This is a genomic window from Bradyrhizobium sp. ORS 278 (genome assembly GCF_000026145.1).
Classification (GTDB): Bacteria; Pseudomonadota; Alphaproteobacteria; order Rhizobiales; family Xanthobacteraceae; genus Bradyrhizobium.
Genome location: NC_009445.1, coordinates 4824835 through 4837524, shown reverse-complemented (window position 1 = coordinate 4837524; position 12690 = coordinate 4824835). Strand labels below are relative to the sequence as shown.

The window sequence follows — 12690 nt, the reverse complement described above, 5'->3', positions numbered from 1 at the left end:
CGGCTTTGACCAAGAGTGCCTCGGAGTTCGTTTGCCGTCCCGGATGCGAAAGACTTAGGCGTTACCCGTCAATAACAGAATCAATTGCTGGAGAGAATCGGTCGTGGCGCGGACCAGCCTTGACACAAGATCAAGATTAAGACCGAACTGGGAACCTGCCAGGGGCAGCAGGATCAAAAATCCGATCAGAATCAGCATGCCATAGGGCTCGAGCCGGGCAAAAGGCCGCGCCAGAAGTCCTGGCAGAAGGCCGACCGCGATCCGGCTGCCGTCGAGCGGCGGTATCGGGAGCATGTTGAACACCGCCAGCAGGATGTTGAACGAGAAGGCGATATAAAGCGTGCGCGCGACCCACGGCGTGCCCTCCACCGGCACCAGCGGCATGGCGTGGAAGGCAAGCGCGGCAGCCAGCGCCAGCGCGATGTTGGTCGCCGGTCCTGCGAGGGCCACCATGATCATGCCGGCCCGCAGCGGCTGCAGGTTGCGGTAATTGACCGGGACCGGCTTGGCATAGCCGAACACGAAGGGGGATCCCGACAGCAGCAGCATGCCTGGCAGCAGGATCGTCCCGAACGGGTCGATGTGCCGGAGCGGGTTGAAGCTGACGCGACCGAGTTGCAACGCGGTGTCATCGCCGAAGCGCCAGGCGACATAGGCGTGCGCGGCCTCGTGGAAGGTGATGGCGATGATGACCGGCAGGATCCAGGCGGAGATGCCGGCGAGCGAGAGGTTCAAGGGCGCGGGTTCCGAAAGCTGTGTCAGCCCTAGATAGGCATGACGGTTCCGCGATGCTACGCGGGATTCTCCGGAAATTGCGGCAGGCCGTCATTGATTGCGACCCAGCCGATCCTGGCCGAGGTCCAGATGTGCTCGGTCGGCGCGAACGCACCGGGCTCGTCGAAGCAGGCTAGCGCGACGCCGACCACCGGGCGGGTCTTGCGCCAGGAGAACAGCCGCGTCCCGCAGCGCGGGCAGAACATCCGGTCGAGCGCATCGGACGAGGGGAAGCGCGCAGCGTCGCCATGGATCGTCAGCGCCTCATGCGAGAACAGCGCGCGGGCGAAATAGGGCGCGCCCGTCGCTTTCTGACAGTTTCGGCAATGGCAGATACGGACGTTGATCGGCTCGCCCCGGCATTCGAAGCGCACCGCGCCGCAGAGGCATCCGCCGTGATGGACCATGATGTCGGCTCCGTGAGGATCGTGTCGTGCGTAGCCTCGCACGCCTTGTCGCGGATTGGAACGTGGGCGCTCGCCGCCGGTTGAGGCGCGGCCTGGCCAAGCATTCCCGATGCCGGCCAGCCAGGGCACCACTGGCGCTGATCGCCGTGGGACGACCGTGCAATCCGATCGCTCGAAAGGGAGCATCCTGATGGATCTGATTGTCTCCAGCCGGCGGCGCCGGCTGCTGCTCACCGGCATCGTCGCGGCCGTCGCCGCGCCCGCCGTGCTCACCGCACCGACATTCGCGCAGCCGAAGCGCGCGAGGCCAAGCGAGAACAAGGAGACATCCGGCGAGGAGGTCACGCCGCCCGAGGATCTGATGCGCGAGCACGGCGTGCTCGACCGCGTGCTGCTGCTGTACGAAGCTGGCATGCGGAAATACGCCGCCAACCAGGACTTCGATCCGAGCCTGATCACGCAATCGGCCGGCATCATCAAGGACTTCATCCACGACTATCATGAGAAGTCAGAGGAGCATCACGTTTTCCCGCGCTTCAAGGCGGCCGGGAAGATGACTGATCTCGTCGGCACGCTGGAGCAGCAGCACGAGGCCGGACGCGAGGTGACGGAGACGATCTTGCGCCTTTCTCCCACCGGTCGCGACAATGCCGATGATCGCCGCCAGCTCGTCGCGGCGATGCAGTCCTTCATCACCATGTACCGGCCGCATGCCGCGCGGGAGGATACGGAACTGTTCCCGAAGCTGAGGGACGTCGTCTCCGCGCACGAATATGACGCGATGGCCGAGGACTTCGAGACGAAGGAGCACGAACTTTTCGGCGCCGACGGCTTCGAGAAGATGACGGCTCGCGTCGCCGGCCTGGAGCAGCAGATGGGCATTTTCGACCTGACCCAGTTCACGCCGCGCTGAGCGGCGCAAGGTCCGCGGTCACCCGTCTGAGCATAGCCGCGCCGGCTGACTCGCCGGCCCGGAAGGCCGTGCCCGCATCTTCCTGTCGCGTCCACCGCGCACAAAACCGTCTCTTGACATTGCGTGTATATGCACGTAAATATCTCCTATGGCAAGCAAGCTCACAGCTCAGGATCTCGCGGCCGCCTGCGTCTGTCTCGGCGTTCGCAAAGCAGCCCGGCAGGTGGCGCGGCGCTACGACGACGCGTTCCGGCCGCTCGGAATCACCTCCGGCCAGTTCTCCATTCTCGCCGCGCTGCTGCGCGACGAGGTGGCGCCGCTCGGTGCCGTCGCGGAGGTGCTGGGCATGGACCGCACGACGCTGAACCGCAACCTCAAGCCGCTCGAGCAGGAGAAGCTGATTGCGACCGCCGCCACGACCGAAGATCGTCGCGTGCGCGGACTCGTTCTGACGACAAAGGGAAGGGCGCTGCTCGACCGCGCCATTCCGATCTGGCGGACGGCCCAGGCCGACAGCGAGCGTCGGCTCGCTGCGATGGACTGGCCGACACTGCGTTCGCAACTGCAGGCACTGAGCTGAGGGCCCGGCTCGGTGAGGACAACCCAGACCATCAGCTGGCCCATATATGTGTAATTACACATAGAAAGGATGCAGACCATGACGACGCTTTCTCGCAAGGACTCGCACCGGATGACGCTCGGACTGGCGGTCGTGGTGGCCGCATGGGGCGCGGCCGTGATCGCCGGCGCCCGCACCGGCTTCTTCGCCGGGCTCTACATGCCGATGATCGCGGTGATCGTCGCTGCCACCATCGCCATCCCGACCCTGATCTACTTCTCCTCGCCGCGCCTGAAGGCCTATGCCGACGGCATCGGCCATGGTCCGATCCTGCTGTTTCACACCTGGCGCATCCCGGCTGCGCTCGCGTTCTTCTGGTACGGCCTGCAGGGCGAACTGCCGACCGCGTTCTGGGCGCTCGCGGGCACCGGCGATCTCATCGCCGGCAGCTATGCCGCCTATCTGATGCTGCAGCCCGAGCGCAGCCGCAACCATCTCTCTTTCCACCTGTTCGGCTTCGCCGACTTCGTCGTCGCCGTCGGCACCGGCCTGACCTTCACGCTGTTGCAAGACCCGCGCATGGCGCCGATCGCAACGCTGCCGATGGCGCTGATCCCGCTGTGGGGTGTCGGCATCTCCGGCGTCACCCATCTCGTCGCCTTCGACATGCTGCGCCGTGGCGTCGGCCGGTCGCCCGCGATGTCACGCTCCACCGTGCTGTCAGCATGATCCGACGTGGCGGGCCGGTCGTTGCCGGTCCGCATGCTCTTGCAACCCACCCATTCATAGGAGCGTGCCATGACCAAGCCTCTTATCCTCATCACGGGGGCCTCGGGAAAGACCGGCGGCGCCGTCGCCGATGAATTGCTCACCCAGGGATTTCCAGTCCGCGCGCTGGTCCGGCGGCTTGACGCGCGAAGCGAAGCGCTCGCCGCCAGGGGCGCGCAGATCGTCGTCGGCGATCTGTTCGACGCCCGACAGGTTGCCGATGCGATGCGCGGTGTGCAACGCGCCTATTTCGTGCCGCCGTTCGCTGCCAACATGATCGATAGCGCCAGGATCTTCGCGGACGCAGCCGTCGCGGCGCGCCTCGAGGCCGTCGCGGTGATGAGTCAGTGGCTCGCGAGCCTTGAACACCCTTCGATCCTCACGCGCATGCATGCGGAGGCGGATGGGCTGTTCGCGGCGCTTCCCGACATCGTGCATGTCACCATCGCGCCCGGTTACTTCGCCGACAATTATCTCCGTCTGATCGATTTCGCGTCCCAGCTCGGACTGCTGCCCAACCTGACCGGCGACAGCCGCAACGCTCCGCCCGCGACGGAAGATATCGCGCGCGTCGCGGCAGCAGTGCTGGCCGACCCCGGCCGCCATGCAGGGCGGCGCTACCGGCCGACCGGCCCGGCGCTGCTGTCCGTTCCGGAGATGGCCCCGATCCTGTCGCGCGTGCTTGGCCGCCGCGTGCGCGCCTTGCCCATGCCCTTCTGGCTTTTCCTCAAGGCTGCCCGGATGCAGGGTGTGGCGGAGTTCGATCTCGACGGCATGTCCTACTACGTCAGGGATCATCGCGACGGCGCGTTCGAATTCGGCGCACCGAACGATGACGTGCTGCGCGTCACCGGCCGGCCAGCGGAGAGCTTCGAGACGACGGCCCGCCGTTATGCCGCGCTGCCCAAGGCGCAGCGCTCGTTCGGCAGTCAGGCCCGCGCCTGGCTCGACTTCATGCTGACGCCGATGCGTCCCGGCCATGACCTCGCCGCCTATGAACATCGGATGGGCTTTCCCCGGCTCGAGCAGCCGCTGTTCGCGATGCAGAATCCGAGCTGGCGCATCGCGCGCGGCGGCACTCACAACGTGTCCGTCATCGCTGCCTGACGCCGTCATTCACCCCAACCAGAGGCCCGTATCATGCCCTTCGCACTGTTCGCCCTCGCCATGATCAACTTCGCCGTGGGCACGCAAGGCTTCGCCTTCGCGGGCGTGCTCTCCGAGCTCTCCCGTGATCTCGGGGTCACCATCGGCCAGGCCGGCCTGATCGTCGGCGCGTCGTCGATCACCTTCGCGCTCGGCGCTCCCTTTGCCGCCGCCGCCGTCGCGCAGATCGAACGCCGCCGCGTCATCGTCACCGGCCTTGCCGCACTGGCACTCGTCAATCTGCTGTGCGCGGTCGCGCCGTCCTTTGCCGCGCTCACGGCGCTGCGCATCGCGGCCGGGCTGGCCACCGCATTCGTCGGCGCGCTGGCGACCGTCGCCGCGGCCTCGCTCGTTGCGCCGGAGAAGCGGGGCCGGGCATTCGCGATCGTGATGGGCGGGCTGACGGTCGCCTTCGTGCTCGGCGTCCCGCTCGGCTCGGTGATCGGCGGTCTCTATGGCTGGCGCGCGACCTTTGCGATGTCGGCCATGGTCTGCCTGGGCTCGGTCGTGCTGGTTGCGCTCACGGTGCCCGCGATCGCACCGGCTGCCGGCGCACGTCCGCGCCTCGGCGACGTCCTGGGCAACGGCCGGGTCGTGCGGGTGCTGATGCTCACCCTGATCGGATTTGCCGCGACCTTCACCGTGGTGTCCTTTGTCGGCCCGGTGATCACCGCGACCACCGGCTTGACGGGCGCCAGGATCGGCGCGTTGCAGGCCTTCATCGGTTTCGGCTCGCTCGTTGGGCTGGCGCTCGGCGGCATCGCCAGCGACCGCGGCCGCGGTCCGGTCGCGGCGGCCGTCGCCTGTGCCGCGATGTCCTTGAGCCTGTTGCTGTACTGGCTCGCGCTGTCGGCGCCGCACGCCACCGTGCCGGCGCTGGCAATGGGTCTCCTGATGTTCGCCGGTGCGACGGCACTGTTCTCGCTCATCCCGCTCAATCTCGCCGCGATCACGCTGCACGCCGGGACGTCGGCGCCAGTTGCGCTCGCGCTCAACGGCTCGCTGGTCTCGCTGGGACAGGGCCTCGGCGCGCTGCTCGGCGGTGCGCTCACCGACGCGTTCGGGGCGGCGGCGATGGGGCCGGGTGGAGCGGTGCTGGCGGGAATGGGTTTCTTGCTCGCGCTCACCATCGCGCGCCGCGACGCCGCCCCCGCCGTCAAGCTCGTGGCAGCCGAGTGAATGGGAGATACCGATGACCGCGACCGTCTTTCTCGTCTTCCTGTTTGTGGTGGTTGCGGCCGTTGCGATCGCTGTGAGCCGCGCGCTGCCGCGCGGCGAAAGCCTGCCCATCCTCGTCGGGCTGTTTCTCTGGCTGGCCTATGTCGGCGCGATGTCGTGGTCGGGTCTCGTCGCGAGCCCGACGTTGCGGCCGCCGCCTGCGGTGCTCGTGGCGCTGCCGGCGTTCCTCGTCACCGTGCTGGTGCTCGCGCCGCTACGAGTGGGCTTGCGGATCGCGCAATCCTTTCCGGTCTGGCTGCTGATCGGCGCGCAGGTCTTTCGCGTCGGCGTCGAGATGCTGCTGCACCAGCTGTGGCGCGACGGGCTGGTGCCGCGGCTGATGACCTATGAGGGCGGCAATCTCGACATCCTGACCGGCCTCTCGGCGCCGCTCGTCGCGTGGATCGCCACGCGTGGCCGCGTCGGGCTTGCGGCTGCGCAGTTGTGGAACGGCGTCGGCCTGATCGCGCTGGCCAACATCGTCGTGCGCGCCGTCCTCACGGCACCCGGTCCCCTGCAGACGCTGAATGGAGACGTGCCCAATCTTGCGATCGGCACCTTTCCGTTCACTTACATTGCCGCGTTCTTCGCCCCGCTCGCCTTCGCGCTGCACGTGCTGGCGATCCGCGCCATCCGCGCGGTACGGCTGGCGCCGCTCGTTTCAACTCCTCCCGTCACCTGAGCATCCCCAAGGAGATCGATCATGCGCTGGCTCGAGCACAGGATCCCACCGCCCATCGTCGTCGTCATCGTCGCCGCAGCGATGTGGCCGCTGGCACGTTTCGCGCCGGTCGTTCCGCTCGACGATCGCTGGCGCTGGATCTTGGCTGCCAGCCTCGCGCTGTGCGGCCTGCTGGTCGCCCGCGCCGGCGTGGCCGCCTTTGCCCGCCACAAGACGACGATCAACCCGGTCAACATCGATGCAGCCTCAAGTCTCGTGACCTCGGGCATCTTCGCCCGCACCCGCAATCCGATGTATCTCGGCATGACCCTGCTGCTGCTCGGCTGGGCGGTGGTCCTCGCCGGCGCCTGGACCTTCCTGGGCCCGGTCGCATTCGTGCTGTTCATCACGCGCTTTCAGATCATACCCGAGGAGCGCGTCATGACCGCCAAGTTCGGTGCGGCCTACGAGACATATCAGCGCGAGGTGCGGCGCTGGATCTGATGGCGATGGCCGTGAGCCCGCTACGCGAACTTCCAGCCATCGACCTTGCGCACCATGCTCCAGCACAGCTGATCGAGATCGCCATCCATCTTGCTTCCGCGGCGGCGCGTGTTGGTGAAGGCGGCCCAGCAGAAGCCGCTATGGGTGCGCACGGCGATGGTGGTCGTTCCAGGCAGGCTGCCGGTGTGCCACCAATTGTCGAACGTGTTCACGCTCCAGCCCTTGGCGTAGTCCTTGTTGGCGCGCGAGCCGGTGGTCATGGTCTTGATGGTGTCGCCGCGCAGGATATTGGCGGGCCGGGTGAAGCCGTCGACATGCATGAACAACTGCACGAGATCGGCTGGGCGAGCGATCCAGCCGCCGTGCGAATCCATCCGTGTGACGTTCATGCCGTAGGCATTCTCGTCCGCGCTGAGATACTCGACCTCGCGCGGCTGGCGCTGATCGCGCCGGTTGCCCCCGATGGTCATGTCGGTCACGCCACAGCGGCCGAGCACCTCGGCACGGACGTGATCGGCATAGGCACGGCCCGTGAGCTTCTCGATGACGCGTCCGAGCAAGCAATAGCCGTAATTCGAATAGGAATAGGCCTCGCCCGGCGGATGGTCGAGCGGACGATGGGTGAGGGTCCAGTTGATCAGTTCGGATTGGCTCCGCATCGGAAACGCGAACATCGGATCGCGATTGTCGTTGCTCCAGCCGCCGCAGGTATGCGTGAGCAGGTGCTCGATCGTGATCTGGTCGACGCCTGGGTTGTACGGCGGAGCCAAGTAGTCGGTGCCGAGCACGGCGCCGGGGCCGAACACGCGATCGCCCAGGCGAACCCTGCCTTGCTCGATCAGCCGGTGCAGGGCGATCGAGGTGATCGGCTTGCTGACGCTGGCGATGCGGAACAGATGCTGCGGGGTCACGGCCTCCTGTCCCTGCAGATCGGCAAATCCCCACGCATCCTGGTGGACGATCTCGCCGGCATAGCCGACCGCGAACGACAGCGCGGGCACGCCATAGGTGTCCATGAAGGCCCGGCCGAGCGCCGCGATCTCTGCGCGTTCGGGAGGCGAGGGCGGACCCACGCGCGCCGGCTTCGGCTCGACCTGCGCGCCGACCGCGCCGGCATGGGCGCCGAGCACGGCTCCGACCGTGGCGGTCATGATCTGGCGACGCGTCAACTGCATGTCGTTCTGCCCCCCGCAACAGCCTGCGACCAACATACGTCGCTACCGCGATCGCGATCGTTCAATCCATCGCCGCTGCGCGATCCGCACGCGAGCTCCCGGGCGCCGCTGCGACGGAGTTGTAGGGTGGGCAAAGCGGTCGCCGTTAGGCGGCAGCGTGCCCACCGTCGATCAGAGAGCGCGTCGGCGAGACGGTGGGCACGGCGCCACTGCGATCTCGAGCTTGGAGAGAGCAGAGCTGCGCCTTTGTCCCCCCTACGAGGTCAGCCCCATCCCTCCAGCACGATCTTGCCGCGAGATGTGTTGCTCTCGATCAGGGCATGCGCGCGCTTGAGGTTCTTGGCATTGATGGTGCCGTAGTTGTCGCCGAGGGTGGTGCGGATCACGCCCTTGTCGATCAGATCGGAGACGTCGTTGAGCAGATTGTGCTGGGCGATGATGTCGGGCGTCGTGAACGAGGAGCGCGTGAACATCGATTCCCAATGGATCGAGATCGCCTTGCCCTTGAAGGCGGCGAGCGAGAACTCGGCGGGATCGTCGATCAGGCCGAACTTGCCCTGCGGTGTCATGAAGTCGGCGATCGCCTTGTAGTGCTGGTCGGTGTGAGTGAGGCTTGCAATCAGCGCGACGGGAGGCAGCTTGAGCGCGTCGATCTGCTCCTTCATCGGCTTGGCGTGGTCGATCACGGCATGGGCGCCGAGCGAGAGGCACCAGTCGCGCGATTCCGGCCGCGTCGCGGTCGCGAGCACGGTCAGGCCGGTGAGGCGGCGCGCCAGCTGGGTCAGGATCGAGCCGACGCCGCCGGCCGCACCCGTGATCAGCAAGGTGCGGTCGTCGAGGCTCTTGCCGGGGACGGCGCCGAGCCGGTCGAACAGCAATTCCCAGGCGGTGATCGAGGTCAGGGGCAAAGCGGCAGCCTCGGCGAACGAAAGGCTCTTCGGCTTGTGGCCGACGATGCGCTCGTCGACGAGATGGAATTCGGCGTTGGTGCCCTGGCGCAGAATCGAGCCGGCGTAGAACACTTCATCACCGGCCTTGAACAGTGTCACCTCGGGGCCGACCGCCTCGACCACGCCGGCGGCGTCGTAGCCGAGGATCTTGCTCTCGCCGGCCGGTGGGGCGGCGCGCTTGCGCACCTTGGTGTCGACCGGATTGACCGAGACCGCCTTCACCGCGACGCGGAGATCGCGCCCTTTCGGTTCGGGTTTGGCGGTCTCGAAATCGAACAGCGCGCGCTCGTCCGTGATGGGCAGCGACTGCTGGTAACCGACGGCCTTCATGACAACCTCCTGGCTGGCCTTTCATAGGGCCTACTTGTCCTGCTGGCGTCATTTCGACAAGTACTGTAAATATGGGGAACTAGTCCCCGTTTGGATACTATTGGGCCAAACCACGATGAAACGGAAGAATTTCACCCGCCGCCCGGGCTGCGCGGTCGAAGCCACGCTGGATCTGATCGACGGCAAGTGGAAAGGCGTCATCCTTTACCACCTGCAGGGCGGCACCCAGCGCTTCGGCGGGCTTCGGCGGCTGATGCCGGGCATCACCCAGCGCATGCTGACCAAGCAGCTGCGCGCGCTGGAGGATGACGGGCTGGTGGTTCGCAAGGTCTATGCCGAGGTGCCGCCGCGGGTCGATTACACGCTCTCCGAGGTCGGCGAGAGCCTGCGGCCGGTGATCGAGGTGCTGAGGACATGGGGCGAGCGGCACCAGGAACGGCTGTCCTGCGCTCCCGTTGCAGAGACCATCAAAACGCCGCATCAGACCGCCTGAGCTTGGCCGCACCGGCCGTACCGCCTATATCGAAGCCGTCATTTTCCCAGGATTGCTCGCATGACGCTGATTCGCTCCTCCATGGTCCTGCTGCTTGCGCTGCTGGCCGCCACTCCGCTCGCGGCGCAGGAGCGGCGGGTGCCGCAATCCCAGGCCGAGCTGCGGCTGTCCTATGCGCCGATCGTGCAGCGCGTGCAGCCGGCGGTCGTCAACGTCTATGCCGCCAAGGTGGTGCAGAACCGCAATCCGTTCCTCGATGATCCGATCTTCCGCCGCTTCTTCGGTCTGCAGGGCGGTCCGCAGGAGCAAATGCAGCGCTCGCTCGGCTCGGGCGTGATGATCGATTCCTCCGGTCTGGTTGTCACCAATGTGCACGTCATCGAGGGCGCCGACGAGGTGAAGGTGTCGCTCGCCGACAAGCGCGAGTACGAGGCCGAGATCGTGCTCAAGGACAGCCGCACCGACCTTGCGGTGCTCAGGCTGAAGGGCACCAAGGAGCAGTTTCCGACCCTCGACCTCGCCAATTCCGACGATCTGCAAGTCGGCGACGTCGTGCTCGCGATCGGCAATCCGTTCGGCGTCGGCCAGACCGTGACCCACGGCATCGTTTCGGCGCTGGCGCGCACCCAGGTCGGCATCACCGACTATCAGTTCTTCATCCAGACCGATGCGGCCATCAATCCCGGCAACTCGGGCGGCGCGCTGGTCGACATGACCGGGAAGCTCGCCGGCATCAACACCGCGATCTATTCGAAGTCAGGCGGCTCACAGGGCATCGGCTTCGCGATCCCGGCGAACATGGTGCGCGTCGTGGTCGCCTCGGCCAAGAGCGGCGGCAAGGCGGTCAAGCGTCCCTGGCTGGGCGCGCGCTTGCAGGCGGTGACGCCTGACATCGCCGAGAGCCTCGGCCTGCGCTCGCCGACCGGCGCGCTGGTCGCGAGCGTCACGCCGAACAGCCCGGCGGCGCGTGCCGGCATCAAATCGTCCGACCTGATCGTGTCGATCGACGGGCAGACCGTCGATGATCCCAACGCCTTCGACTATCGCTTCGCGACCCGCCCGCTCGGTGGCAGCGCACAGATCGAGGTGCAGCGCGGCGGCAAGCCGGTGAAGGTCGCGGTCGCGCTGGAGACCGCGCCAGACACCGGGCGCAACGAGATCGTCATCAGCGGCCGCTCGCCGTTCCAGGGAGCCAAGGTCGCCAACATCTCGCCGGCGGTGGCCGACGAGCTGCATCTCGACGCCGACACCGAGGGCGTCGTCGTGCTCGAGCCCGGCGACGGCACAACGGCCGCCAATGTCGGCTTCCAGAAGGGCGACGTGATCATGGCCGTCAACAACCAGAAGATCGCCAAGACCACCGATCTCGACAAGGCCTCGCGCGAGTCCGCTCGCCTCTGGCGTATTACCGTGCTGCGCGGCGGCCAGCAGATCAACGTCACGCTCGGCGGATGAGCCCGAAGCGCCCCCAGCAAGGCGGGCCGAGCCTCTTCGCCGCGGCGGGGCTGGAGCATGATGCGCCGCGGCCGCTGCCGGAGCGGCTGCGTCCACACAAGCTCTCGGATGTGGTCGGGCAGGATCATATCCTCGGCCCCGACGGCGCGCTGACCCGCATGCTGGAGACGCGCACGCTTGGCTCGCTGATCTTCTGGGGACCGCCCGGCACCGGCAAGACCACGGTGGCGCGGCTGCTCGCGGACGCCACCGAGCTGCATTTCGAGCAGATCTCGGCCGTGTTCTCCGGCGTCGCCGATTTGAAGAAGGTGTTTGATGCGGCGCGCGCCCGCCGCGAGACCGGGCAGGGCACGCTTCTCTTCGTCGACGAGGTGCATCGCTTCAACAGGGCGCAGCAGGACTCCTTTCTCCCCGTGATGGAGGACGGCACGGTCGTGCTGGTCGGCGCGACCACCGAGAACCCATCCTTCGAGCTCAATGCGGCTCTGCTGTCACGTTCGCGCGTGCTGATCTTCCATTCGCTCGACGCCGCCGCGATCGAAGAGCTCTACAGTCATGCCGAAGAGGTCGAGGGCCGCAAGCTGCCGCTCGACGAGGACGCGCGCCATGTGCTGATCCGCATGGCCGACGGTGACGGCCGGGCGTCGCTGACGCTCGCCGAGGAGGTGTGGCGCTCGGCGCGCAAGGGCGAGATCTTCAACGCCGTGCAGCTGCAGGACGTCCTGCAGCGTCGCGCCCCGATCTACGATAAATCCGCCGACGGCCACTACAACCTGATCTCGGCGATGCACAAATCGGTGCGCGGCTCGGATCCCGATGCCGCGCTGTACTACTTCGCCCGCATGCTCGACGCGGGCGAGGACCCGCTGTTCCTCGCCCGCCGCATCGTCCGCATGGCCGTCGAGGATATCGGCCTCGCCGATCCGCAGGCGCTGGTGATCGCCAACGCCGCCAAGGACGCCTACGACTTTCTCGGCTCGCCCGAAGGCGAGCTTGCGATTGCCCAGGCCGTGATCTACGTCGCCACCGCGCCGAAATCCAACGCCGCCTACAAAGCCTTCGGCGCCGCCAAGCGTGTCGCGAAGGAGGGCGGCTCCCTGCTGCCGCCGAAGCACATCCTCAACGCGCCGACCAAGCTGATGCAGAGCGAAGGCTATGGCTCGGGCTATCAGTACGACCACGACGCGCCGGATGCGTTTTCGGGGCAGGACTACTTCCCGGAAGCCCTGGGCCGCCAGCACTTCTACGACCCGCCCGAACGCGGCTTCGAACGCGAGATCCGCAAGCGGCTGGATTATTGGGCGAAGCTGCGGAAGGAGCGGGGTGGGTAGGGGATA

General features: G+C 66.8%; 14 protein-coding genes. 10 read left to right on the top strand and 4 right to left on the bottom strand.

Annotation, left to right across the window (positions count from 1 at the left end):
* Positions 1 to 54 precede the first annotated feature (54 nt).
* The gene (locus BRADO_RS21625; RefSeq protein ID WP_011927482.1) at positions 55 to 735 is read right to left on the bottom strand and encodes a site-2 protease family protein; all 681 of its coding nucleotides are present in this window, start codon (positions 733 to 735) and stop codon (positions 55 to 57) included.
* A gap of 56 nt (positions 736 to 791) precedes the next feature.
* A complete protein-coding gene (locus BRADO_RS21620) occupies positions 792 to 1181 on the bottom strand; it encodes a GFA family protein (protein ID WP_011927481.1) in 390 nt (129 codons plus the stop codon).
* Positions 1182 to 1371: 190 nt separating this feature from the next.
* Here BRADO_RS21620 and BRADO_RS21615 point away from each other — a divergent pair, with 190 nt between their 5' ends.
* From BRADO_RS21615 to BRADO_RS21585, 7 genes are all read left to right on the top strand, one after another.
* Positions 1372 to 2094, top strand: coding sequence for a hemerythrin domain-containing protein (locus BRADO_RS21615; protein ID WP_011927480.1), 723 nt, complete (start codon positions 1372 to 1374; stop codon positions 2092 to 2094).
* A gap of 148 nt (positions 2095 to 2242) precedes the next feature.
* On the top strand, positions 2243 to 2674 hold the full coding sequence (locus BRADO_RS21610) for a MarR family winged helix-turn-helix transcriptional regulator (protein WP_011927479.1): 432 nt from the start codon (positions 2243 to 2245) through the stop codon (positions 2672 to 2674).
* 78 nt (positions 2675 to 2752) lie between these two features.
* Positions 2753 to 3382, top strand: coding sequence for a hypothetical protein (locus BRADO_RS21605; RefSeq protein WP_011927478.1), 630 nt, complete (start codon positions 2753 to 2755; stop codon positions 3380 to 3382).
* Between the two features lie 69 nt (positions 3383 to 3451).
* Positions 3452 to 4528 (top strand): NmrA family NAD(P)-binding protein, encoded by a 1077-nt coding sequence (locus BRADO_RS21600; protein ID WP_011927477.1) that lies wholly within the window; start codon positions 3452 to 3454, stop codon positions 4526 to 4528.
* A 33-nt stretch (positions 4529 to 4561) separates the two neighbouring features.
* Entirely contained in the window at positions 4562 to 5746 is a 1185-nt protein-coding gene (locus BRADO_RS21595; protein WP_011927476.1) for an MFS transporter, read from the top strand.
* A gap of 13 nt (positions 5747 to 5759) precedes the next feature.
* Positions 5760 to 6467, top strand: coding sequence for a hypothetical protein (locus BRADO_RS21590; protein ID WP_011927475.1), 708 nt, complete (start codon positions 5760 to 5762; stop codon positions 6465 to 6467).
* Positions 6468 to 6488: 21 nt separating this feature from the next.
* On the top strand, positions 6489 to 6950 hold the full coding sequence (locus BRADO_RS21585) for an isoprenylcysteine carboxylmethyltransferase family protein (protein WP_011927474.1): 462 nt from the start codon (positions 6489 to 6491) through the stop codon (positions 6948 to 6950).
* A 20-nt stretch (positions 6951 to 6970) separates the two neighbouring features.
* On the opposite strand, the gene BRADO_RS21580 is transcribed toward BRADO_RS21585, so the two are convergent.
* Positions 6971 to 8125 carry a serine hydrolase gene (locus BRADO_RS21580; RefSeq protein ID WP_041756782.1) on the bottom strand — a complete coding sequence of 385 codons (1155 nt, stop codon included), beginning with the start codon at positions 8123 to 8125 and terminating at the stop codon, positions 6971 to 6973.
* 263 nt (positions 8126 to 8388) lie between these two features.
* Positions 8389 to 9405: a zinc-binding alcohol dehydrogenase family protein gene (locus BRADO_RS21575; RefSeq protein ID WP_011927472.1), complete on the bottom strand. Its 1017-nt coding sequence runs from the start codon at positions 9403 to 9405 to the stop codon at positions 8389 to 8391.
* A gap of 115 nt (positions 9406 to 9520) precedes the next feature.
* On the opposite strand from BRADO_RS21575, the gene BRADO_RS21570 reads away from it, so the two are divergent.
* From BRADO_RS21570 to BRADO_RS21560, 3 genes are read left to right on the top strand one after another with little or no spacing between them, the layout of a single operon-like run.
* On the top strand, positions 9521 to 9898 hold the full coding sequence (locus BRADO_RS21570) for a helix-turn-helix domain-containing protein (protein WP_011927471.1): 378 nt from the start codon (positions 9521 to 9523) through the stop codon (positions 9896 to 9898).
* Positions 9899 to 9958: 60 nt separating this feature from the next.
* Complete coding sequence (locus BRADO_RS21565; RefSeq protein ID WP_011927470.1) at positions 9959 to 11353, top strand: DegQ family serine endoprotease; 1395 nt, start codon at positions 9959 to 9961, stop codon at positions 11351 to 11353.
* Positions 11350 to 12684, top strand: coding sequence for a replication-associated recombination protein A (locus BRADO_RS21560; RefSeq protein ID WP_011927469.1), 1335 nt, complete (start codon positions 11350 to 11352; stop codon positions 12682 to 12684). Before BRADO_RS21565 ends, BRADO_RS21560 begins: the two co-directional genes overlap by 4 nt.
* The last annotated feature ends 6 nt before the right edge of the window (positions 12685 to 12690 follow it).